Consider the following 23,472-nt stretch of genomic DNA (forward strand, 5'->3'; position numbering starts at 1 on the left):
GCCACCCGGTCGTGTCCCTGGAAGCGCCCGCGGGCTTCCCTATGCCTCCGGCGGCGGGCAGTCCAGGCCGAGGGCCTCGCCGATCTCTCGCAGCTGGGCCTCGAAGTACGCGCCGGCATCCGGCAGCACCCAGTGCAGCTGGCCGAAGACCTCCATGCAGATGAGGCCGTAGAGCCTGGTCCAGTACGTCAGCGACAGGTAGATCGCGCCGGGCGGCATGCCCTGGAAGTGCTCGGACTCCTGCGTCAACTGGGCGATCAGCTCCGCCCCGAGCAACTCGTCGGGCGGGTACGGGAACGGCTTCCAGTGCCAGATCTGCGCGACCAGTTCCTTGAAGACCGCGCCGAACCGCATCGCCGCCTGATGGCCGGGAGTCTCGTCGTGATCCACCGCGTCGGGCGTCGGGACCGCCGTACCGAACAGCAGCGCGAACTCGGCCGGATGCGCCAGCCCCCAGTTCCGCAGGCCGTTGGCGAGCAGGTACAGCCGCTCCCCCAGGTCCGGGGCCTCCTCGGTGGTCTGCAACTGCATCAGCGCTGCCGTGAGCTCGTCGTACAGGTCGGCGATCAGGGCGCCGACGAGGGCCTCGTGGCTCGGGAAGTACCGGTAGAGCGCGGGTGGGGTGAGGCCGAGCTCGCGCGCGACCGCGCGGAGGCCGACCGCGCCCGTGCCGCCGCTGACCAGCAACCGGCGAGCGGCCGCCTTGATCTCGGCCAGCGTCGCCGCTCGCCGCCGGTCCCGTCCGGTCCCACCGAGGTCCACGCGAAAACTCTCCCTTGACATGGCTGTAGGGCAGGCGTTTAGAGTTAACACCGTTAACAGTTAACACTGTTAGCTCAGCATCCCGCCGCTCAAATCTACGCCCTGGGGGACAGTTCCGTGTTCGAGACGCTCGGCCACTTCACGTACCGGCGCCGCCGCCTGGTGCTCGCCCTGACCGCGGTCTTCGTCGCCCTCGGGCTGGCCTGGGGCACCGGCGTGTTCGGCTCGCTGGCCAACGGCGGCTTCGACGCGCCGAACACCGAGGCCGCCCGCGCGGTCGCGACCATCGAGCAGAACGTCGGCCGCACCGGCACCGATGTGATCGTGCTCTACCGGAGCTCCTCGCGGACCGTTGCCGACCCGGCCTTCCGGCAGTCCGTCGAGCAGCACCTGTCCACGCTGCCGTCCGCCGAGGTGACCGGCACGAAGACCTACTGGAGCACCAAGTCCCCCGTGTTCGTGTCCAAGGACCAGCACAGCACGTACGCCGTACTCACGCTGGCCGGCGCGGACCAGGAGGAGCGGCTGGCGACGTTCCACCGGATCGCCGACCAGGTCCGGACCGCCCCGGCCGGGCTGGACGCCCAGGTCGGCGGCGAGATCGCGGTGTTCGACGAGGTGAACACGCAGACCGAGCACGACATCGTCCGGGCCGAGACGATCTCGACGCCGATCGTGCTGGTGCTGCTGGTGGTGGTCTTCGGTGGTCTGGTCGCGGCGTCGTTGCCGCTCTTCGTCGGCGCGCTCGCGATCCTCGGCGCCTTCGTGCTGCTGCGCGGCCTGTCCGCGGTCACCGACGTGTCGATCTTCTCGATCAACATCGTCACGATGATCGGGCTCGGGCTGGCGATCGACTACGCGTTGTTCATCGTCACCCGGTTCCGCGAGGAGCTTGCCAAGGGCAACGACGTGGAGGCGGCGCTGACCGCGACGATGGCGACGGCCGGGCGGACGGTCGCGTTCTCCGGGGTCACGGTCGGGGTCGCGATCAGCAGTCTGGTGCTGTTCCCGGTGATGTTCCTGCGCTCGATGGCGTACGGCGGCGCGGCCGCGGTGGCCGTCGCGATGGTCGCGGCGTTGACCGCACTACCGGCGTTGCTCGCGGTGCTCGGCCATCGGGTCAACAGCCTGCGGATCTTCAAGCCCCGTCAGGCCGCCGCCGAGCACGGCGCGTGGTACCGGCTGGCGCACAGCGTGATGCGGCGCCCGGTGCGGTACGTGCTCGTGCTCGTCCCGGTGCTGCTGGTGCTCGGGATTCCCTTCCTGCAGGCGCAGTTGGGCGGGGTCGACCATCGTGCGTTGCCGTCCGGCGCCACCTCGCGGACGGTGACCGAGACCCTGCAGCGCGACTTCGCCGGGGCCGGTGGGTCGGACATCTTCGTGGCGGTGCGGTTCTCCTCGCCGCCGGCCGATCCGGCCGCGGCGCTGACGCCGTACCTGGATTCGCTGCGGCAGATCAACGATGTCGACGACGTCCGGATCGGAGGCTACGAGAACGGTGTCGCCTCGGTGGTCGTGCACACGCACTACACCGGGCAGGAGTTGCCGGCGCGCGACGTCGTACACGGTGTTCGGGCGGTCGCGCCGCCGAGTGGGACCCAGGTCGAGGTCGGTGGTGAGACGGCGGCGGTGATCGACCTGCTCGATGTGCTGAAGGAGCGGGCGCCGTACATGGCCGGGTTCATCGTGCTGGTCACGTTCGTCCTGCTGTTCGTTGCCTTCGGCTCCTTCGTGCTGCCGGCCAAGGCGCTGGTGATGAACGTGCTGTCGCTGTCGGCGGCCTTCGGGGCGATGGTGTGGATCTTCCAGGACGGGCATCTGTCCGGGCTGCTCGACTTCACCCCGGCCGGGTTCCTCGACGCGACCAACCCGGTGCTGCTGTTCGCCGTACTGTTCGGGCTGTCGATGGACTACGAGGTGTTCCTGCTCAGCCGGATCCGGGAGGAGTACGACCGGACCGGCGACAACACGCAGGCGGTCGCGCTCGGGCTGCAGCGGACCGGCGGGATCATCACCAGCGCGGCGTTGCTGCTGATCATCGTGGTGGCGGCGTTCTCCACGTCGGGCATCGTGTTCGTGAAGATGATCGGCGTCGGGCTGGTGATCGCGATCGCGCTGGACGCGACGATCGTCCGGGCGTTGCTGGTGCCGGCGACGATGCGGCTGCTCGGCCGGGCGAACTGGTGGGCGCCGCGTCCACTGGTCCGGTGGTGGGAGCGGTTCGGCTTCCGCGAAGAACCTCAGGGTTGGAGCCGGACCAGTTCCCAGGAGTCCCCGGAGCTCGTCCGCCGGTAGGCGAGGCGGTCGTGCAGGCGGCCGGTGCGGCCCTGCCAGAACTCGAACGCCTGCGGGGCGACCAGGTAGCCGCCCCAGAAGTACGGCGTCGAGATCTCGGTGCCCTCCGGCCACTGCCGCTCGTACGACGCGTACTGCAGGTCGAGCTCCTCGCGGGACTCGACCGGCTGGCTCTGCTGCGAGGCCCACGCGCCGAGCTGTGACCCGCGCGGGCGGCCGGCGAAGTACTCGTCGACCTCGTCGGCCGGGAGCTTGGTGACGGTGCCCTCGACGCGGACCTGCCGCTCCATCGCGTGCCACGGGAACACCAGCGCGCAGTGCGGGTTCGCCGCCAGGTCCTCGGCCTTGCGGGACTGCTGGTTGGTGTAGAACACGAGACCGCGCTCGTCGAGCCGCTTCAGCAACACCGTCCGCGCCGACGGCCGGCCGTCGCTGTCGGCGGTCGCGAGCACCATGGCGTTCGGCTCCGGGAGACCCGCCTCGGTCGCCTGCGTCAGCCAGGCCTGGAACTGCACGAAGGGATCGGAGTCCACTTGACTCTCGAGCAACTCCCCCAGCCCGTACACACGCCGCATCTCCGCAAGATCCACGCACTGAGCCTACTTACCTACTGAGGCTCCGCCACTTGCGCCCGACGGGACTGCGCCGAAACGCCCGCCACAGCCAGGTCCGGGCCAACCACCGCGCGGCCGGCTGCCGGACGACCCGCCGTACCGCCATGCCACCGCTTGGGGGCGCCGCGCGGCTGACTATGGGGGGCGCCTCCGGGCGGCTCCCCGTCGGCAGGTGGCGGTTGACCTCGGCGAGGTGGTGGTCGAACGTGGCGCGCCAGAGGGCCTGGCGGAGGGTTGCTTCGCCCGCGGCCGAGCTCGCACCGGCGACGGACGCCGCCCACAGCGTGGTGAGTGCACGCGGATCGAAGCCCTCGACGTCAGCCAGGAGCGCCTCGATCAGATCGCGGTCCGGCGCATCGGCCAGGCAACGGATCCGGGACGGCGTCCTCCGCGTCGCGACCTGGACAGGCTTGAAGAAGGGGATGTCAGCCCACTCGGGAACGAGGCGGCCGACCAAGCCGCGGTGTAGAGCGTTGTCGACCCGCTGAGACGGGTCGAGCGCGAACGCGGCCCGGACGAACGCAGGAATCAGCAGCGGCGACACCACCCCACTGCGCTCCCCTGTCGTTCCCCCACCGCCGTAGGCGCTCGACCAGGTAGAAGTAGTCGAGCATCGTCGCGTTCTCGATCCCTCCATGGACCGCGTCCCGCAGGACGTGCTCGATCTGCTCGGCGACCGCGGCCCGCGCCGGCCCGGCCGGACCCGCGGTCGGCGTCAGCCGCACCTTCAGTCGATCGTTGAACGCGCGCACCTTGCGCTGCAGCGGCAATGCGTCGAGTTGCAGGACGTCGGCCGGATAAAAGTGGCCGTGGGCAACTTCTCCCCCGGCTCCGCCGATCGCCAGATGATCGACCGAGAGGAGGCTCCTCGGCGGGGTGTGGAACAGATAGCTCGCCGGTCGAAGCCCTTCCGAGTACCGGTGCCACCGGTGCGCCCGATCCACCAGTTCGATCGGCTGCGGCTTGGCCTGCTGCGGCCGCACCGGCTTCCCCGGTGTCTTACGGCTGACGACGTGCTCGACGGCGCCCGGCAGTGCACCCACGAGCGACTCGGCCACCTCCAGCTCACCGGGCACAGCGTCGTAGCTGTTGAGTTTGAGATCCACACCAGCAGCCAGGAACGCCGCAGCCACCACTCTGGAGTCCCGACCACCACTGAGGTCGACCGTCGGTTGTCCGGGCCACAGTCGTCCCACCGACTTCGCCACGTCCTGCAGCGCTTCGGCCGTCTCCTCCACCGTGTCCGGCCTGTCCGTCGACCACACGCTGGCAGTCTCGATCCGGCTGACCGTCCGCTGCCGAAGGCTGCCATCGGCAACGATGTGCGTCGCCCCGGGCACCGCCAGCACACCGTCGTACGGCGTGCTGTCGTCCATGAACCAGCCACACGCCGCAGCGAAGTTCCAGCCCCGCGCGGCCGCCGTCGCGGTCACCCCGGCGAAGAGCAGTGCGGCGACCGGACGGTTGCTCCACACCCACCCGTCGGCCAGTCGCAACTGGAACAGCCGACCGACGCCGATCGAGTCGGTGAACAGCTCCACCCGTTCCTCCGCCGGGTCCAGCACGGCCAGGGTGAACGGCGGCGCCAGTTCGAGGAAGCTGGCCGGAGTACGCCGTACCGCTCGCGCCAGCCGCCCGGGAGCGTCGTACGGCGCTACGTCGCCGATCACCCGCTGATAGCCGAGTGGTGTGTGCAGGCTGGCCACGCGGAGGTCACCGGTGTCGTGCCAGGACGGCCAGAAGCAGTGGCCGTCGTGCCGGTCCCACACGTGCAGCCCGATCGTGCTGCCGTCGTACCCTTGGTGCTTGGCCCGGTGGTCCCAGAGATCGCCGTAGTACGCCTCGACGCGGGCCCGTCCCGCGGCGGCCCGCGCCACGCCGTCGTGCGAGACGGCGTAGGCGATCAGCGTTTCCATGCAGAGCCTGATGCCGGCTCCGCGGGGAAAGTTATCGGGGCGGCTGGCCCGGGTACTGCTGCGGTTGCTGGGGCGGTTGCTGCAGCGGCGGTTGTTGCTGCTGGCCCGGGTATCCGCCCCACTGCTGCGTCGGGTAGTTGGGCGCGTAGCTGCGGTTGTCCTGCAGCTGGCCCTGACCCGGCAGCCCTCTCGCCAGCTTCGCGTCCACGACCCACCGCCGGATGCCGACGAGCAGCAGGATGATGCCGAAGAAGGCCAACGACCCGTCATAGAGCAGGTAGGACCCGGCGAACCGCGATCCTGGCAGCTGGAACGCCTTGGCGAGGTCGAGCGTCTGCCGCACCGGGATCAGGAAGAACGCCAGCCCGACCACGGTCAGCAAGAGACCCGCACCGGTCGTCACACCGGAGCCGATCGCCGGAATCATCATCAGCAGGCCCAGGACCGCCGCGATGGCGGCCAGCAGCGCGAGCCACGGCAGGACGCCCGCGGCGTCGTTCTCGAACACCAGGGTGCGCTGGGTCAGCCGGGACGACACGTACGACGCGCCGGCCACACCGCCGTACCCCGCGATCACACCGACAACGAGCCCGAGGGCGGGAAGGGGCTTGGTGGCCATGCCGTCGAGCGTAGTCCCGCGACCGGTCCACCGCCCCGCCGCCGGGAGTGGCGGCATGCCGAGCTGGTCACAGATCTGTCCGGAGGTTACCGGCGAGAACTATGCTGCCTGGGCGCCCGGTGCGCGGTCATTGGTGGGCCGCGGACCGACCACGAGGACGAGGGAGTCGCATGTCAGATCCGAGGACCGAGGTGCAGCACGGGCTGGAGGGCGTGGTCGCGTTCGACACGCAGATCGCCGAGCCGGACAAGGAAGGTTCGGCGCTGCGCTACCGCGGCGTGGACATCGAGGACCTGGTCGGCCGGGTGCCGTTCGAGAACGTCTGGGGTCTGCTGGTCGACGGTCCGTTCACCCCCGGCCTCCCGCCGGCCGAGCCGTTCCCGCTGCCGGTCCACACCGGCGACGTGCGCGTCGACGTACAGTCCGCGCTGGCGATGCTCGCGCCGGCCTGGGGGCTGCGGCCGCTCTACGACATCGACGACGTCCAGGCCCGGGAGGACCTGTCCCGGGCGGCGGTGATGGCTTTGTCGTACGTCGCCCAGGCGGCTCGTGGCATCGGGCAACCGATGGTGCCGCAACGCGAGGTGGACAAGGCCAAGACGATCACCGAGCGGTTCATGATCCGGTGGCGTGGCGAACCGGATCCCAAGCACGTGAAGGCGGTGGACGCGTACTGGACATCCGCGGCCGAGCACGGCATGAACGCTTCCACGTTCACGGCGCGGGTGATCGCTTCGACCGGTGCCGATGTCGCTGCGGCGTTGTCCGGTGCGGTCGGTGCGATGTCCGGGCCGTTGCATGGTGGGGCGCCCGCGCGGGTGCTGACGATGATCGAGGGCGTCGAGCGCAGTGGTGACGCGCAGGCTTACGTGAAGAGTTTGCTGGACCAGGGTGAGCGGCTGATGGGCTTCGGGCACCGGGTGTATCGGGCGGAAGACCCGCGCGCTCGCGTGCTTCGTCGTACGGCGCGGGAGCTGGCGGCGCCGCGCTACGAAGTCGCGGAGGCGTTGGAGCAGGCTGCGCTGGCAGAGCTGCGCGAGCGGCGGCCGGATCGGGTGCTGGAGACCAATGTGGAGTTCTGGGCGGCGATCGTCCTGGACTTCGCGGAGGTGCCGCCGCCGATGTTCACGTCGATGTTCACCTGTGCACGCACCGCCGGGTGGAGTGCGCACGTCCTCGAGCAGAAGCGCACCGGCCGGCTGATCCGCCCGTCCGCGATCTACTCCGGGCCCAGCACCCGCCCGGCGGACTCGATCGACGGCTGGAACCCGGACTGGGCGTAGTCAGCGCTCTTGGCTGGGTGAGCGGCCGGTGCGTTCCTTGTACTGGCGGCTGAAGTACGGGACGTCTGTGTAGCCGAGGGCGGCAGCGGTCTGGGTGACCGTCATGCCGGTCTCGGTCAGCAGCTCGTGCGCACGGTCGATCCGCGACTGGATCAGGTACTGCGCCGGCGACAGACCGAACTGCGCGACGAACCGCCGGGTGAACTGCGCCCGGGACAACGCCGCCCGGCGGGCCATCTCGGCCACGGTCCAGTCCCGGCCGGGATCCTGCCGCAGCTGCCGGGCGATCTCGTCGACCGCGCTGTCGGTCGCCCGCCGGTCCGGGTTGTGTACGGCGTCCCAGACCAGACCGATCAGGTGCTCGAGGCACAGCTCGGCCTGCCGCCGCCCGAGCGCGTCCTCCCGGCGGTACGACGCGTCGCTCGTCCGCGCGAGAACTCCGAGGAGCTCGCGGTCCATCACCTCACCCCACCGCGGCTCCGGCGCTGCTCCCGGGTCACTGTCGAAATGCATCCCGAAGACCAGCAGCCGCCGGTGTGGATCGTGTGTCGCCTTCGGCGCGTCCCCCGGCCGGAAGACGGCGCAGATCCCGCGGTGCAGCTCCTGACGCTCACCGTCCAGCTCCAACAGGCCACGGCCGTCGAGCACGCACCACAACAGGTGGTCGGACAGTACGCGCGACGTCCACGACCAGCTCGGCTCACACCGCCAGAAGGTCGGCGGCGACAGGAGGTCGAGCGTCAGGGGATGCAACAAAAGTTCAACTCCTCGCGTGAATCCTCCGTGGCCGGAGTCCGGATCCAGCCAGGAGAATTGGGGTACACAGGCAGACTAAGCCAGAGACGCGGGAGTCGTGCATGAGCGTTTCATACAACATCGAGGACCAGTCCGCGGTGTACCGGGACGAGTTCGAGCGGACCGGGTACACGCTGGTGCGCGGGCTGTTCGGCACCGACGAGGCCGACCGGCTGCGGGACCACTACATGGAACTGCGGCACCGCGGAGCCGATCCGCACGACTTCGCCGGCCACAGTGCGACCAGCCGGGATCCCCTCAAGAGATACCCGCGGATGGCGCAGATGCACCGGTGGGACGAGCCGTCCCTGCGCTGGATGATCGACCCGCGCATCGACGAGGTGATGACGGCGCTGCTCGGCAGGTCGCCGTACGCGGTGCAGACGATGATCTACTTCAAGCCGCCGGGCTCCCGCGGCCAGGCGCTGCACCAGGACAACTTCTACCTGAAGGCCGAGCCGGGCACCTGCGTCGCCGCGTGGATGGCGCTCGACCACGTCGACCGCGCGAACGGCTGCCTCGAGGTCGTGCCCGGCAGCCACCGCTGGCCGATCCTGTGCACCGAGAAGGCCGACACCACGGTCAGCTTCACCGACATCACCGTCCCGCTCCCCGACCCGGACGCCGCCGTACCGATCGAGATGGAGCCGGGCGACGTGCTGTTCTTCCACGGCGCCCTGGTGCACGGCAGCAACCCGAACGTCACCACCGACCGCTTCCGGCGCGCCCTGATCGGCCACTACATCCAGGGCGAGGCGGAGAAGGTGGCGCAGTACTACCACCCCGCCCTGCGCATGGACGGCACCGAACTCCCCCTCGACGTAGCCGAAGGCGGCGGCGCCTGCGGCGAATGGACCGACACCCCCGAAGGCCCCGTAGCCCTCCTCACCGGCACCCACCACCTAACCCGCAAACACGAGTAGCCCGCCGCCCACGGCCACGCCGCCACCCGCGGCCGGCGACCACCCCCGGCGCCGGCCGCGGCGAGGTCGGCCGGACGCGGGTGGCGCATGCCGCCGTCCGCGGGAGGACGGCCACGCCTGCGGACGAGCGGCATACGGCGCCGCGGCCCCGGGAGGGCGGGACCGGTGAGCGGTGGTTGGTGAGACCCGCGGGGGTGGGCTGGAACGGGTGTGGGAGGATGGGGTGCGCTGACAGCGTCGTCGGCTTTCTGAACGCAGACGACGAAGGGAAGACGCTGGTGACCAGCGAGATTCTGATTCCTGCAGAGCTCAAGCCCGCCGACGGCCGCTTCGGTGCGGGTCCGTCGAAGGTCCGCCCGGAGGCCGTCGCCGCGCTGGCGACCGAGGGCGCGAAGCTGCTCGGCACCTCCCACCGGCAGGCGCCGGTGAAGAACCTGGTGGCTCGGGTGCAGCAGGGTGTGTCCGACCTGTTCCAGTTGCCGGACGGTTACCAGGTGGTGCTCGGCAACGGCGGATCGACGGCGTTCTGGGACATCGCGACGTTCGGGCTGATCCGGGAGAAGAGCCAGCACCTGAGCTTCGGTGAGTTCTCCTCGAAGTTCGCCAAGGCCGCGCAGCTCGCGCCGCACCTGGGCGAGCCGAGCATCGTGAAGTCCGACCCCGGCACGCGCCCGGTCGCGGTCGCCGAAGCCGGCGTCGACCTGTACGCCTGGCCGCACAACGAGACCTCCACCGGCGTGATGGCCCCGGTCAAGCGGGTCGAGGGCGCCGACGAGGGTGCGCTGGTCGCGATCGACGCCACTTCGGGCGCGGGCGGCCTGCCGGTCGACATCAACGAGGTCGACGTCTACTACTTCGCCCCGCAGAAGTGCTTCGCCTCGGACGGCGGTCTGTGGATCGCGCTGATGAGCCCGGCCGCGCTGGCGCGGGTCGAGGAGATCACCGCGTCCGGCCGGTGGATCCCGGCGTTCCTGGACCTGGCGACCGCGATCGACAACTCGAGCAAGCACCAGACGTACAACACGCCGTCGCTGTCCACACTCTTCCTGATGGCGGAGCAGACCGACTGGATCAACAACCAGGGCGGCCTGGACTGGAGCGTCGGCCGGACCACCGACTCGAGCACCCGGCTGTACACCTGGGCCGAGAAGTCCGACTACGCCACGCCGTACGTCGAGGACCCCGACGCCCGCTCGCTCGTCATCGGCACCGTCGACCTCGACGACGCCATCGACGCCGCCGCCGTCGCCAAGGTCCTCCGCGCCAACGGCATCGTCGACACCGAGCCCTACCGCAAACTAGGCCGCAACCAACTCCGCGTAGCCATGTTCCCCGCCGTCGACCCCGACGACGTCGAGAAGCTGACCCAAGCCATCGACTACGTAGTCGACCGCCTCAAGTAACCCAACCACCAACAGCCGCCGCCCCCTCTCCGGGGACGGCGGCTGTTGTCTGTCCCGGACCGGGAGCTGTTGTCTGTCCCGGGCCAGCAGCTGTTGCCTGTCCCCTGGCATCCCTTGCCGAGGAGCCGGGCTACCGCAGCCATGTGCAGGTAGCTCCCAGACAGCACTTTGCAGGTTGCCTCTAGGTGGACGGTTGGGCGGTGTGAGCCATCTGGCGCCGCACGGTGGCCCAGCACGGGCACGTCGCCCGCCTGCCCGGCGCAGGTGGCCGGCGCGATGGGCGGCGCGCGGTGGGCTGCGCGAGTACCAGCGCGGTCGGCGGGCAGGTGCACGCACCTCGGGTGGTCAGCTCGTGCGGGCGGTGGAGCGGGTGAACCGGCACGGGCAAGGTCTGCGGGTGTCCGGCGCAGGTGGCCAGCGGGGTTGGCGGTGCGAGTACATGCGCGGTGGCGGGGCGAGCACATCACGTGGGCGCGGGTGGCGCGGGTGGCTGCGCGAGTACCGGCGCGGAGGGCGGGCACAGGCACCTCGCGCGGGTGGGGTGGCGGGGCGGGCGAGGTGGTGCGCGCGGGCGGGTGCGAGCGAGGGCCGCGGGTGCGCGGGTAGTGCGGGGTCAGGCGTGGTGGCGGCGGTGGGGGGTGGGTGGGGATTGGCCGGTTAGGCGGGCGTTTTCGGCCATGCGGTCTCGGCGTTCTCGGCGGCCGGGGGGGAAGGTGAGGATGGTGATGAGGAGGGCGAAGAGGGCGGCGCCGATGAGGATCCAGCGGAGGTTGTGGTTCTTGCCGGAGGTGCTGCCGGTTTCGTCGGCGCCGGTGGCGGGTTTGGGGGTCGCGCTGGCGGTGCCGGGTGTGGAGGCGGCTGGTTTGGCGGGGACCTGGAGCTGGTAGACGGCCGAGTTCGGGCCTTCGTTGCCGGCCAGGACGGTGTTGTCGGTCTGGCCCACGGCGATCGACTCGCCTTGGCCGAACGGTACGGCGGCCCGGGCCACCACGGTCGGGGTGTCGCCCCACGCGACCGTCGCGATGTCGACGTACGTGCGGAGGACCACGCGCTGGCCGTCCGGGAGGAACGTGCCGTCGGTGATGACGCCGGAAGGTGCGGGGGCGAGCTTGCTGAGCTCGTTGGTGCCCTCGCGGGAGGGGGCCGGCGGGGCGGCGTAGATGGCGCCGGTGCCCTTCGTCGCCTTCGTGACGATGTAGAGCTGGTTGGTGCCGGGCTCGATCAGGAGGGTCTCGGCGTCGTGCGCCCCGTCCGGATAGGTGAAGTCGAACCGGTGGTACTTGACGTTGTCGTTGTCCTCCAGCGTCTCCGGCTCCGGGATCGTGTAGATCTCGATCATGTCCCGGTTGGCCTTGTTGTCGCCGATGTCCGCGATGTAGATCGTGCCGTCGCGGTCGACCCCGACGGCCTCGACGTCCGTCACGTCCGCCTTGAACCGCAGGACCGCCTTGACCTTGCCAGTGGTGTCGATGGCGAACACCCGGGCGACGTCGCTGGAGTCGTTCACGGTCCAGTAGATGCCCTGGTGCTTCTGGCTCTTCGCGAGGCCCGATGACTCCTGGATCCGCTCGTCCCGGATCGTGAACAGCTTCTTCGCCGCCGGCGTCGGATCCGCCGCGGGCAGCAAACCGGCCGCCTGCGCGGAGTGAGCGGCCGAGGCGGCCGAGGCAGTCGACGTGGTAGCCGCACTGGGCAGGGCGGCACCGGCCAGGGCGATCAGAGTCGCGGCGGTCAGGGCCAACGCAGTCCGGGCCGGGGCGGTCAGGGCCAAGGCCGTCCGGAGCAGGTGCTTCACCGTGTCACCTCGGCGCCGGCAGCGGGCTCGGCCGGTGTGAGGAGAAGCTGGGCCAGGCGGGGTGTGACCTGCCACTCGGTGATCAAAGTCTCGTACTCGGACTGGAGGTCGGCCGTGGGCTTGGCGCCGGTGCGCGCGGCCCGGAGCAGCAGGTTGCGCGGCGTGTGCTGACTGTCCACGAACTGCACGACCTCCACCCGGTATCCGACCTGTCTCAGGACCGCGGCCCGCAGAGAATCCGTCAGGACGTCGGCGAACCGCTCACGAACGATGCCATACCTCGTCATCAGCGCATAAGGCGCCGGTGGTGTGACGCTCTTGAGCTGCTTTTGGATGTCGTGATGACAGCACGGAGCCGCGAGGACGAGCGGAGCCTCCCAGCCGACCGCCCGCGCGAGGGCGTCGTCGGTCGCCGTGTCGCACGCGTGCAGCGCCAGTACTACGTCCGGTCGTACGTCGAGCTCCGCGGCCTGGATGGTCGCGTCGACGAAGCGCAGGTGCTCCTGCCAGCCGAGCGCCTCGACCACCCGGGTGTTCCGCTTCCGGGCGGCCGGATTGTGGTCGATCCCGGTCATCCGGACGTCGTGACCGGCCGCGGTCAGCAGGTGGTACGCGGCCAGGGTGAGGTAGGCGTTGCCGCAGCCGAGGTCGACCACCTGCAGCGGCCGGCCGGTCGCGATCCGGCCCGCCGCGACCGCCTCGTCCAGAGCCGGCTCGAGCAGCTTGCAGAACTCCTCGATCTGTTTGTACTTCGCCTGCCGTGACGGCTTCACCCGGCCGTGGTGGTCGCTGATGCCCAGCTCGATCAGGAACGGCGCGGCCGGGTCGAGCACGCGCTGTTTCACCCGGTCGTGGCTGGTCTCCTGCTCGCGGCTGTCCTCCTGCCGGTGCAGCAGCTCCTTGCCCTTCTTGGTGTACCGCAGCCGGAGCGTCTCGGCGGTCGTCTCGACGTGCCACGTCCCGTACGGCAGGCCGAGCAGCTCGTCGACGGCCTTCTCGGTCTCCGGCCCGGCGACGTTGCGGGTGTGCGCCTGGCGCTCGTCGTACTCCGTGATCTGCAGGTGGCGGTGACCCTTGAGGTCGACGTACCGCAGCTCGATCCGGACGTACTGCGGCGGCTCGAGACCGCGGCGACGACCGGACGCGAGCGCACGGACGAGGCCGGTCTGGTCCAGCAGCGCCGCGCGGATGACCTCCCACGCGCCCGACTCCCCCGGCGACGCCGAGGCCGGATCGCCGGACGTCACCCGCACATCCGGGGCGGTCCCGCGCGGATCCGACTGCGCCTCTGCCTGCATCGCGCCATTGTCGCCGACCGCTCCAACGGATCACAAAAGGGTCTCGCCCACAGACTGTCGCGGCTCTGGGACTCATTGGAGTTTCTGGTCGTCCGCGAGGAGGCCGAGGCCTCGGAGGCGGGTGGCGATGCCGCCTTCCTGGCGGCCGAGGGTGGCGACCAGCTCGTCCTTGGTGGCGCCCTGGTGGAACATCTCGGCCAGGGTCTGCTCGTCGTCGGTGGTCCAGGGCCGGAAGGCGTTCGGATGGTTCTTGCGGGCGGCCTTGATCTTGCGGGTCATCGAGCGGGGGTCCAGCAGCTCCAGGGAGCGGATCCGGGCCTGGCGGTGCCGGCCGACCTCCTCGCCCTCGCGCCAGAACACCACCGCCCCGTCGTCGAACGTCATCAGGTCGGCGGGGACGTCGCAGTAATCGGCGTCCTCGAGCATCACTCGCAACATGGGTTGGTCTCTCCGTTTCGTGGTCGGACCGGCGCGGCCGGCCCCTGTCTCACCGGAGAAGATGCCGCGATCCACCCTCACCGGAGCGACCGATTCCGGACCTGTGGACAACCGATCGCAGAATCTGTTTGCAAAAACACTTTGCAAACAGTCTTTGCAGTCCTACGATCGGGTGCCATGAGCGACAAGATCGAGCCCGAGGAAGTCACCCAGCAGGGCGTGACCGGTCGCAGCGTCCGGCTGGACCGGCACCTGGTCCGGGCGCTGGCGCACCCGATGCGCAACCGGATGCTCGGCCTGCTGCGCGTCTACGGACCGCAGACGGCCACCACCCTGGCGGGTCGGCTCGGCGTGAACACCGGGGCCACCAGCTACCACCTCCGGCAGCTGGCCGACGCGGGCCTCGTGGTCGAGGACGACAGCCGCGGCAACGCGCGGGACCGCTGGTGGAAGTCGGCGCACCAGGGCACCGAGTTCGACGCGGCCGAGTTGCTGGATCAGGAGCCCGAGCTGGCGCTGGGGTTCCTGCACGGGATCGGGCAGACGTACGCCGAGAACATGTTCGGCTTCATCGACGCGATGCAGACGCTGCCGCCGGAGTGGAAGGAAGCCAGTCTGCTGGCCGACTACATGTTCCATCTGCGGCCGGAGGAGATGGCCGCGATGATGCGCGAGGTCATGGCGGTCTTCGAGAAGTACAAGACCCCCGATCTGACCGCGCCGCTGCCGGACGGCGCCGAGCAGGTCACGGTGCAGATCCAGGCCTACCCACGCGAAACCCGCTGAGTACTGCGAGAAGAGGTGAGGAACGTGGGTGCTGAGACGCGTTACCGTGCGCCGTTGGTGGCGTTTCTGGTCGCGAACGTGGTGTCGATCTGTGGGACCCGGGTCAGTGCGATCGCGATTCCATGGTTCGTCCTGACGACCACGGGATCGCCGGTGAAGACCGGGATCGTGGCGCTGGCGGAGATGGGCCCACTGGTGCTGGTCAAGGCAGTCGGCGGACCGCTGATCGACCGGGTGGGTGCGCGGCGGATCAGCGTCCTCGCGGACACCGCGAGTACGGGCGTAGTTGCTCTCGTCCCGTTGCTGCACACGCTGGACATGCTCACGTTCCCGACCCTTCTCGCACTGGTGGCCATCGCCGGAGCCCTCCGCGGACCAGGCGACGCGGCCAAGGGCACGTTGATTCCCGACATCGCGCGAGCGGCCAAGGTCCCGTTGGAGCGCGTGACCGGGCTGGAGAGTACGACCGAACGCCTGGCCAGCTTCTTCGCCTACGCCCTGGCCGGCGGACTCATCACCCTCGTCGGCACGGTCAACGCCCTCTGGATCGACGCCGCGTCCTTCGGCGTCTGCGCCGTCCTCATCTACCGCTGGATCCCCCGCAACCACGAGAAGAGCGCCAAGACCGAGGACGGGTACGGCGAGCGACTGCTCGAGGGCTGGCGGTTTCTCCGCAAGGACAAGCTGATGATGCCGCTCGTCCTGATGATCGCCGTGACCAATCTCCTCGACGCGGCCATCGGCGCCGTCCTGCTCCCCGTCTGGATCAAGGACCACGGCTTCGGACCAGGACACACCAGTCTGATCCTCACGTCGTTCGGCGTGACCGCAACGCTGTTCGCACTGCTCGCTTCCGCTGTCGGCGAGCGCATCCCGCGCAAGCTGGTCTTCACCCTCGCGTTCCTGATCTGTGGCGCGCCACGCTTCGTGGTGATGGCGTTCGACGCTCCCCTGTGGGCACTGATGGCCGTCTATGCCATCGGCGGAGTCGGAGCGGGCTTCATCAACCCGGTGCTCGGGGCGCTGTTCATCGAGCGGATCCCCCGGCAGATGCTGGGCCGGGTCAACTCGCTGGCCGACGCGGTCTGCTGGACCGGTGTGCCACTCGGCGGCATCGTGGCGGGCGCTGCGATCGCCGGCATCGGCCTGGCGCCCGCACTGCTCGCGGCCGGCGCCGTCTACCTCGTCGCGACGATGTCACCGGTGCTGATCGGCCGCCACGAGCAGTGGAAGGCTACACAGGATCCGACGGATCTTCGGGGAAGGGAGGCAGCGACGGATCCGGTGGCAGCCGCATCGTCTTAGCCCTGTTCGCCTCGGTCGCCTTGCGCCGCATCCGATCGCGCTCGGCCTTCAGCAGGCCGAGCAGCACCAGGTCGAGCAGCATCCCGAACACCGCGGCGAACTGCGTCCCGGCGAACTGGAAGACCTGCGTGACCAGCAGCGACACCAGCACCGCCAGCTCGAACAGCCGGACCGCCCGGGCCCGATTCCCCTTCCGCAGCTGCCATGCACCGCGCGCCGTGAAGCTTGCCGACAGCAAGCTTCCGGCCGCCACCCCGAGCACCGGGAGGTCACTGAGCAGCTCGTTGTCGAACCGGACCCCGGCCGCGATCACCGGCGCACCGATCGCCTGGATGACCAGTACGACGACCGCCACCCGGGGCGCGAGTGGATGAGTGGCCAGCCGGTCGAACCCTCGCTGGATGGCCCGCCACCCGGCGTCGACCGGGGCCGCGAGCTCCACCTCGTCGGCGGGGCAGGCCGCCAGCAGTGCACGGGTCTCGCGGCGGCCGGCCACCTCCGGCGCCACCTGACGGAGCTGCTCCGACGCCTGCGCCAGCCGGCGCCGGGACAACCCGCCGGCCACGCCTTCCACCGCGTGGTCGATCACGTTCGCGAGCTGCTCGCGCGGATCGATCGGCCGCCGCGTGGTGAGGAACCGGGTCGCCAGCACGATCAGCACGAAGACGACGTACACGATCGCCGCGGTCGGTTGGTAGAAGTAGTCGTTGTCCGAGGTGACGAACTTCCCGACCTCGTCGATGAACAGGCCGAAGCCGACGCCGCCGACCAGTGCGGCCGCGGGCCGTACGACGGGACCGACGTACCCGAGCAGCAGGGAGATCGCGACCAGCATCAGCAGGCCGCCGGGGAGCACGTGCGCGATGTGCAGGCCCTTCCCGCCGATCTGCGGGTAGCCGCTCAGGCTGAGGATCAGCCGAGTCACCAGGACCGTCGCCACGCCGGACACCACGAAGGTGGTCAGGTGCTCCGCCGACCGCACGTTGCGGACCAGACCGGCCCGCATCAGGTATGAGGACCGCGCACTGGAGCTCATGCGCCAGAACCTTAGCGGGGACCACGGTTTCACGCTTATGAATACGAATCCACTCCGCTCTTGCGCATCGCCCGGAGGCGTCCTACTCTCTCGCGTAGTGGAACACCACTTCCACCAAGTGAGAACTCACGCCACCGGCCGGAGCACTTCCAGACACCCCATCTGAAGGCTTCGGCCGATTTTCCAGCGCGTTTCTACATCGGTGAAGAAGGCTCCTGAGAGGAGGCCACCATGAGCATGAGAACCGACATCTCTGCTCCGGCCGGCCGCGAACGGACCGACATCCCGGCCGGCAGCACGCCACCAGCACGGCCCAGACCCCGCAGGCGACGTGACCGGGTCGCCTATCTCTTCCTCGCCCCGTGGTTCGTGGGCCTGCTGCTGCTCACGGCCGGGCCCCTGCTCGGGTCGCTGTATCTGTCGTTCACCAAGTTCAACCTGCTGCAGCCGCCCGTCTGGAACGGCTTCGGCAACTACGTGAAGATGTTCACCGACGACCCGCGCTACCTGCAGTCGTTGAAGGTCACCTTCATCTACGTCGCCCTGACAGTCCCCCTGCAGCTGGGATTCGCACTGGCGGTCGCCGTCATGCTGAACCGCCCGCTGCGCGGGATGGCGTGGTACCGGTCGATCTACTACATCCCCTCGCTGCTCGGCGGCAGCGTCGCGATCGCGGTGATCTGGGGTCAGCTGTTCGACGACGACGGCGTCCTGAACGCCTTCCTCGCGTTCTTCGGCGTGGCCGGCCGCAGCTGGATCTCCAACCCCGACACGGCGCTCTACACGCTGGTACTGCTGAACATCTGGCAGTTCGGCTCGCCGATGGTGATCTTCCTGGCCGGGCTCAAACAGATCCCGCAGGAGCTGTACGACGCGGCGTCGGTGGACGGCGCGAGCGCCTGGCGACGGTTCTGGTCGGTCACCGTGCCGCTGCTGACGCCGATCATCTTCTTCAACGTGGTGCTGCAGATCATCCAGGCGTTCCAGGCCTTCACCCCGGCGTACGTCGTGAGCGGTGGCAGCGGCGGCCCGTCGGACTCCACGTTGTTCTACACGCTTTACCTGTACCAGCAGGGTTTCACGAACCTGAACATGGGCTACGCCTCGGCGATGGCCTGGGCGCTGCTGCTGATCATCGCCACCTTCACGCTGATCAACTTCGGGCTCGCCCGCCGCTGGGTCTACTACGAGGACCGCTGATGACGACTCTCCAGCACGCTCCCGCGGGCCGCCGGCGCGGACGGAGGTGGCTGACCCACCTCGCGTTGACCGCCGGAACCCTGGTGATGGTCTATCCGCTGCTCTGGATGGTCGGCGGATCCTTCAAGGACGAGAAGGACATCTTCTCCCAGCTCAATCCGTTCCCCAGTTCGCTGGATCCCCGCAACTACATCGCCGGCTGGACCGCGACCGATCCCACTTTCACCCGGTTCTACTTCAACTCGCTGCTGATCGCGGTACTCGCGGTGGCCGGCAACGTGATCGCCTGCACGCTGACGGCGTACGCGTTCGCCCGGCTGGAGTTCCGCGGCAAGAAGGTGTTCTTCGGCATCATGCTCGGCTCGATCATGCTGCCGGCGCACGCGCTGCTGATCCCGCAGTACGTGCTGTTCTTCCACCTCGGTTGGGTGAACACCTATCTCCCACTGGTGGTGCCGAAGTTCCTGGCCACCGACGCGTTCTTCATCTTCCTGATGGTCCAGTTCATCCGGACGATCCCGCGCACGCTGGACGAGGCCGCGATGATCGACGGCTGCGGCAAGGTCCGGATCTTCAGCCGGATCATCCTGCCGCTGACCGGGCCGGTGCTGATCACCACGATGATCTTCACCTTCATCTGGACCTACAACGACTTCTTCTCCCAGCTGATCTACCTGTCCTATCCCAGCAGCGAGACCGTCCCGGTCGCCCTGCGCCGGTTCGTCGACGCGACCGGCGACTCGTCGTACGGCCAACTGCTGGCCATGTCGGTGCTGTCGCTGGTGCCGACCTTCATCGTCTTCCTTCTCGCCCAGCGCCGGATCGTCGAGGGCATCGCCACGACCGGCCTGAAGGGCTAGCCCGAAAGGACCCCGTCATGACCACACCGCTCAGCCGTCGGCGCTTCCTGCAGGCCGGACTCGCGGCCGGCGTTCTCGCACCGTTGCTGTCGGCCTGCAACCTCGACCCCGCGGCCAAGGAGGCGAAGGGATCGGTCCGGTTCAGCAGCTACGGCGACCCGACCAAGCTCGCTCTGCGCGGCAAGCTCGCGGACCAGTACACCTCGAGCCATCCGGACGTGAAGATGGTCTTCGAGGGCACCGCGACCGCGGAGTACTGGGACAAGCTGGCCACCCAGATGGCCGGCGGCAACGCCCCCGACGTGATCAACATCGACGCCCCGCGGATCGGCCAGTACGGCGCGGCCGGAGCGCTGCAGTCCCTGCAGAAGTACATCCCGGACACCATCGACACCAAGCCGATCGACCAGAACCTGCTCGTCCAGGGCCAGCTGAAGGGCGAACAGTTCGGCATCCCGGTCGCGATGAGCACCTTCAGCATGGGGTACGACGTGACCGTGCTCGACCAGCTCGGCCTGGAGCACCCGAAGGAGACGTGGACCTGGTCCGACTTCGCGACCCTGGCCAACGAGATCCGGCAGAAGTCCGGCAAGAAGGTCTACGGCGCGGAGGACCCCAGTGGGGACACGGCGTCGTTGCAGATCTTCCTGCGCGGCAAGGGTGAGGACCTGTACAAGGACGGCAGTCTCGCCTTGACCGATGCCTCGCTGACCGAGTGGTTCGAGTACTGGGCCGCACTGCGGGCCACCGGCGGCACGATCCCCGCCGACATCGCGGCGCAGTCCGAGTACGGCGATTGGCCGAACGGTCCGCTGGTCAAGAAGCAGGCGGCCCTCGCGCACATCCAGACGCCCAACCTCAAGGGCGGTTTCCAGGATCTCACCGACCACACCATCGCCATCACTCTGCCGCCGCGGAGCACGAAGGACGGCAAGTGCGGGACCTTCCCGGCACCGAGCAGCTTCCTGTCGCTGAACGCCAAGAGCCAGCGCGCGGACGACGGTGCCGCGTTCATCAACTGGTTCGCCAACGGCGCGGAGGCCGCGAAGACCTTGCGGCTGATCAGTGGACCGCCTGCGTCCGCCGCGGGCCGGGATGTGCTGGTGAAGGGCAGTGACCTCTCGGCGAGCGAGAAGCAGGTGCTGGCCTACACCGACCTGGCGCTGAAGAATTCCTCCCCGCCGCCGCAGGCCAGCCCGGCCGCCTCGACCGCCGTCGCTGACCTGTTGCTGAAGACCAGCCAGGACATCGCGTTCAAGAAGATCTCGATCAAGCAGGGCGTCGCGAAGTTCATCGCCGACGCCGGCAAGACCCTAGACGGCAAGTGATTGGAGTCCCATGTCTGAGACCACCGGCCGCGTCGCCACCTGGGCGACGGAGCAACTCGTCCAAGCCCTGGCAGCGAAGGGGATCACCGATCCGCCGGTGATCCGGCTGGCCACCCCGGACGAGGTTCCCGCCGCGGACCTACCCGCCGTACCCGAGTCGTACGCCGTCCTCCGCGACGGTGACGAGATCGTTGTCGTCAGCAACGATGAGATCGGCCTCCGGTGCGGGCTCCTCGAGCTCGCCGACCGGGTCGCGGCCGGCCAGGACCTCGCCGGTACGACGCCCTTCGCCGAGCAGCCGGCCGTCCCGGTCCGCGGCGTGGTGCGGTCGTTCTCCAGCGTGGACGAGGACACGTCCTGGTTCCACGACCAGCAGTTCTGGACCGACTACCTGACCTGGCTGGCCGCGTCCCGGTTCAACCGGTTTCACCTCGCGCTCGGCATGCAGTACAACTACGGCGCCGACCGGCACGGTGCCACCGACAACTACCTGTGCTTCGCGTATCCGTTCCTGTTCGACGTGGACGGCTACGACGTGCGGGCCGAGGGAGTCGGAGCGGAGGAGCAGAAGCGCAACCTGGAGACGCTGCGCTTCATCGCCGCCGAGAGCAAGCGCCGGGGACTGAAGTTCCAGCTCGGCCTGTGGAACCACGCGTACGACTACGGCCGGGACTCGGTCCACCGCTACCCGATCACCGGCATCGGCGCGGACAACCATGCGGCGTACTGCAAGGCCGGTATCGCCAAGCTGCTCGACGAGTGTCCCGACATCGACGGGCTCACGTTCCGGGTGCACTACGAGGGCGGCATCGCCGACCATCAGCACGAGATCTTCTGGCGGGCGGTCTTCGAGGGCGCGAACTCGGCCGGCCGGCCGCTGGAGATCGACATGCACGCCAAGGGCGTCGACCAGGCCCTGCTCGACGCCGTCGACCTGCCGAACCTGTCACCGGTGCTGTCCGCGAAGTACTGGGCCGAGCACGTCGGGCTGCCGTACCACCAGGCCTCGATCCGGACCCGGGAGGCGGCCAAGCCGATCCCGGCCGGCCACGAGATGAAGGGCATCACCGAGTTTTCCCGCCGGTTCACCCGCTACGGGTACGGCGACTTCCTGCGCGAGGATCGGTCCGTCGACCTGATGTTCCGGGTCTGGCCGGGGACGCAGAAGCTCCTCGCGTGGGGCGATCCCGCGATCGCCGCCGGCTACGGGCGGTTGTCGACGTTCGGTGGATCCCGTGGTGTCGACCTGTGCGAACCCCTGTTCTTCAAGGGACGCAAGGGCAGCGGCGAGCCGGGCGGGCGCGACCCGTACGTCCGCGACGACCTCCGGCTGCCGGGCAACCGGGAGTGGACCAAGTACCGGTACGGCTACCTGTTGTGGGGACGGCTGCTCTACAACCCCGACGCCGAGCCCGAGACGTGGCGTCGCCACCTCCGGTCGACGTACGGCGAGGCTGCGGCGGCCGTGGAGGACGCGCTGAGCCCGCTCAGCCGGATCCTCCCGCTGGTGACCGTGGTCCACGGTGTCGGCGGATCGAACAACGGCTACTGGCCGGAGGTGTACCTCAACCTCCCGATCTCGTCGCGGGTGCACTCGGACCACTACGCCGGCGACACCGACGCCCCGGCGAACTGGGGTGGCGTCAGCCCGTTCGACCCGACGACCTTCTACGGCATCGACGAGTACGTCGCGGCGCTGGCCGGCGGCACGCTCTCGGCGAAGTACACGCCGCTGGAGGTGGCCTCGTGGATCGAGCAACTGGTGGCCGACGGACAGCAGGCCCTCGAACGCGTCCAGGAGACCGCGGACCAGTCGGACGCGCAGGTGCAGCGGGTCATCATCGACCTGGAGATCCTGGTCAGGATGGGCCGGTTCTTCGCCGGGAAGTTCCGGGCCGCGGTCGACTACTCGAACTATCGGACCACCAAGGACGTCAGTGCGCTGGAGTCGGCTCTGCAACACGCCCGGGCCGCACGGGACGCGTACGCCGAGATCCCGGGCATCGTCGACGGCGTCTACCAGCGGGACCTGCGGTTCGGGATCGAGTCCTCCGAGCACGGCCACTGGGCGGATCGGATCCCGGACATGGACGCCGACCTGGCAGCTCTCGCCGAGGAGCTGCAGGAGGCGGCCGGCACGCAATCGGCAGCCGCGTTGCCCACGGCACCAGCGCGGCCGGCGACGCCTGGAGTGGACCACACCGTGCCGGAGAGCTTCGAGCGAGGCGAACCGGTGACACTGTCGCTGGACGTGGTGGACCCGGCCGTTGTCGGCGCCACGCTGCACTACCGGCACGTGGACCAGTCAGAGTCCTGGCAGCAGGTCCCGATGGAACTGTCCGGGCAGACCCTGTCCGGAACGATCGACGGTGACTACACGGCGTCGACGTACCCGCTGATGTACTTCTTCAGCGTGCTGCACCGGGACGGCGGGCGAGCGCTCCACCCCGGACTGGCCGCCGACCTCTCCAACCAGCCGTACGTCGTCCTGGGATCCGCGACCGTCAGCGGATGATCGCCGCGATCACCACGATCGCGACGAGCGCCGCCAGGACGACGGAGGTGACGAGTCGACGGGTGCGGGGGTCCACTGGCTCAGGCTAGTGGACCCCCGTCCGGGAGGCTCACACCAGTGGGGGTAGTTGCCGACCGGGACGCCGAGTGAATCGGCCCGCTGCTTGATCTCCCGCAGCCGGGCTCCGGCTCGCAGATGCAGTCCCGCAGTGCGCTCTAGGCCGACCGCGCCGCCGGATCAGCCGCCGCCACTCCCGGATGGCCGGCCTCGGAGTGAGCCCGGAGGTGCCGCACCTGGACCC

General features: G+C 69.3%; 20 protein-coding genes. 10 read left to right on the forward strand and 10 right to left on the reverse strand.

The features are described from left to right. Positions 1–39 precede the first annotated feature (39 nt). Positions 40–762 (reverse strand): TetR/AcrR family transcriptional regulator, encoded by a 723-nt coding sequence (locus ACZ6O0_RS21365; RefSeq protein WP_465766695.1) that lies wholly within the window; start codon positions 760–762, stop codon positions 40–42. Positions 763–879: 117 nt separating this feature from the next. On the opposite strand from ACZ6O0_RS21365, the gene ACZ6O0_RS21370 reads away from it, so the two are divergent. Next, on the forward strand, positions 880–3,057 hold the full coding sequence (locus ACZ6O0_RS21370) for an MMPL family transporter (protein WP_465766696.1): 2,178 nt from the start codon (positions 880–882) through the stop codon (positions 3,055–3,057). Here the strand turns inward: ACZ6O0_RS21370 and pdxH are convergent. Genes pdxH through ACZ6O0_RS21390 form a run of 4 tightly spaced genes read right to left on the reverse strand, consistent with a single transcriptional unit; the run spans position 3,003 to position 6,206 of the window. Further along, the gene (pdxH, locus tag ACZ6O0_RS21375; RefSeq protein WP_465766697.1) at positions 3,003–3,647 is read right to left on the reverse strand and encodes a pyridoxamine 5'-phosphate oxidase; all 645 of its coding nucleotides are present in this window, start codon (positions 3,645–3,647) and stop codon (positions 3,003–3,005) included. The genes ACZ6O0_RS21370 and pdxH overlap by 55 nt on opposite strands. Positions 3,648–3,660: 13 nt before the next feature. Next, positions 3,661–4,128: a hypothetical protein gene (locus ACZ6O0_RS21380; RefSeq protein ID WP_465766698.1), complete on the reverse strand. Its 468-nt coding sequence runs from the start codon at positions 4,126–4,128 to the stop codon at positions 3,661–3,663. Next, the gene (locus ACZ6O0_RS21385) at positions 4,097–5,587 is read right to left on the reverse strand and encodes a hypothetical protein (protein WP_465766699.1); all 1,491 of its coding nucleotides are present in this window, start codon (positions 5,585–5,587) and stop codon (positions 4,097–4,099) included. The genes ACZ6O0_RS21380 and ACZ6O0_RS21385 overlap by 32 nt, the downstream gene beginning before the upstream one ends. 31 nt (positions 5,588–5,618) lie before the next feature. Then, complete coding sequence (locus ACZ6O0_RS21390) at positions 5,619–6,206, reverse strand: hypothetical protein (protein ID WP_465766700.1); 588 nt, start codon at positions 6,204–6,206, stop codon at positions 5,619–5,621. A 170-nt stretch (positions 6,207–6,376) separates the two neighbouring features. Between ACZ6O0_RS21390 and ACZ6O0_RS21395 the strand changes: the two genes are divergently transcribed. Then, positions 6,377–7,489 carry a citrate synthase 2 gene (locus ACZ6O0_RS21395; protein WP_465766701.1) on the forward strand — a complete coding sequence of 371 codons (1,113 nt, stop codon included), beginning with the start codon at positions 6,377–6,379 and terminating at the stop codon, positions 7,487–7,489. On the opposite strand, the gene ACZ6O0_RS21400 is transcribed toward ACZ6O0_RS21395, so the two are convergent. Beyond that, complete coding sequence (locus ACZ6O0_RS21400; protein ID WP_465766702.1) at positions 7,490–8,245, reverse strand: helix-turn-helix domain-containing protein; 756 nt, start codon at positions 8,243–8,245, stop codon at positions 7,490–7,492. A 101-nt stretch (positions 8,246–8,346) separates the two neighbouring features. Here ACZ6O0_RS21400 and ACZ6O0_RS21405 point away from each other — a divergent pair, with 101 nt between their 5' ends. Continuing rightward, complete coding sequence (locus ACZ6O0_RS21405) at positions 8,347–9,207, forward strand: phytanoyl-CoA dioxygenase family protein (RefSeq protein ID WP_465766703.1); 861 nt, start codon at positions 8,347–8,349, stop codon at positions 9,205–9,207. 278 nt (positions 9,208–9,485) lie between these two features. Continuing rightward, positions 9,486–10,610, forward strand: a complete 1,125-nt coding sequence (gene serC, locus ACZ6O0_RS21410) for a phosphoserine transaminase (RefSeq protein ID WP_465766704.1) — start codon at positions 9,486–9,488, stop codon at positions 10,608–10,610. Positions 10,611–11,223: 613 nt separating this feature from the next. Here serC and ACZ6O0_RS21415 read toward each other — a convergent pair. The 3 genes from ACZ6O0_RS21415 to ACZ6O0_RS21425 all read right to left on the reverse strand — a co-directional run bounded on the left by ACZ6O0_RS21415 (position 11,224) and on the right by ACZ6O0_RS21425 (position 14,141). Continuing rightward, positions 11,224–12,405, reverse strand: a complete 1,182-nt coding sequence (locus tag ACZ6O0_RS21415; RefSeq protein ID WP_465766705.1) for an SdiA-regulated/phytase-like domain-containing protein — start codon at positions 12,403–12,405, stop codon at positions 11,224–11,226. Then, positions 12,402–13,703, reverse strand: coding sequence for a class I SAM-dependent methyltransferase (locus tag ACZ6O0_RS21420; protein WP_465766706.1), 1,302 nt, complete (start codon positions 13,701–13,703; stop codon positions 12,402–12,404). Before ACZ6O0_RS21420 ends, ACZ6O0_RS21415 begins: the two co-directional genes overlap by 4 nt. Before the next feature lie 72 nt (positions 13,704–13,775). Beyond that, the gene (locus ACZ6O0_RS21425; protein ID WP_465766707.1) at positions 13,776–14,141 is read right to left on the reverse strand and encodes a hypothetical protein; all 366 of its coding nucleotides are present in this window, start codon (positions 14,139–14,141) and stop codon (positions 13,776–13,778) included. 177 nt (positions 14,142–14,318) lie between these two features. On the opposite strand from ACZ6O0_RS21425, the gene ACZ6O0_RS21430 reads away from it, so the two are divergent. Next, the gene (locus tag ACZ6O0_RS21430) at positions 14,319–14,927 is read left to right on the forward strand and encodes an ArsR/SmtB family transcription factor (RefSeq protein WP_465766708.1); all 609 of its coding nucleotides are present in this window, start codon (positions 14,319–14,321) and stop codon (positions 14,925–14,927) included. Positions 14,928–14,951: 24 nt separating this feature from the next. Then, a complete protein-coding gene (locus ACZ6O0_RS21435) occupies positions 14,952–16,232 on the forward strand; it encodes an MFS transporter (protein ID WP_465766709.1) in 1,281 nt (426 codons plus the stop codon). On the opposite strand, the gene ACZ6O0_RS21440 is transcribed toward ACZ6O0_RS21435, so the two are convergent. Further along, positions 16,162–17,268 (reverse strand): hypothetical protein, encoded by a 1,107-nt coding sequence (locus ACZ6O0_RS21440; RefSeq protein ID WP_465766710.1) that lies wholly within the window; start codon positions 17,266–17,268, stop codon positions 16,162–16,164. The genes ACZ6O0_RS21435 and ACZ6O0_RS21440 overlap by 71 nt on opposite strands. Before the next feature lie 231 nt (positions 17,269–17,499). Here ACZ6O0_RS21440 and ACZ6O0_RS21445 point away from each other — a divergent pair, with 231 nt between their 5' ends. The 4 genes from ACZ6O0_RS21445 to ACZ6O0_RS21460 are packed head-to-tail and all read left to right on the forward strand — an operon-like array spanning position 17,500 to position 23,171. Then, positions 17,500–18,468 (forward strand): carbohydrate ABC transporter permease, encoded by a 969-nt coding sequence (locus ACZ6O0_RS21445; protein WP_465766711.1) that lies wholly within the window; start codon positions 17,500–17,502, stop codon positions 18,466–18,468. After that, positions 18,468–19,328 carry a carbohydrate ABC transporter permease gene (locus tag ACZ6O0_RS21450; RefSeq protein WP_465766712.1) on the forward strand — a complete coding sequence of 287 codons (861 nt, stop codon included), beginning with the start codon at positions 18,468–18,470 and terminating at the stop codon, positions 19,326–19,328. Before ACZ6O0_RS21445 ends, ACZ6O0_RS21450 begins: the two co-directional genes overlap by 1 nt. 17 nt (positions 19,329–19,345) lie before the next feature. Next, positions 19,346–20,656, forward strand: a complete 1,311-nt coding sequence (locus tag ACZ6O0_RS21455; protein ID WP_465766713.1) for an ABC transporter substrate-binding protein — start codon at positions 19,346–19,348, stop codon at positions 20,654–20,656. A 10-nt stretch (positions 20,657–20,666) separates the two neighbouring features. Beyond that, entirely contained in the window at positions 20,667–23,171 is a 2,505-nt protein-coding gene (locus tag ACZ6O0_RS21460) for a hypothetical protein (RefSeq protein WP_465766714.1), read from the forward strand. The last annotated feature ends 301 nt before the right edge of the window (positions 23,172–23,472 follow it).

The sequence above is a fragment of the Kribbella sp. NPDC048837 genome, assembly GCF_055586945.1.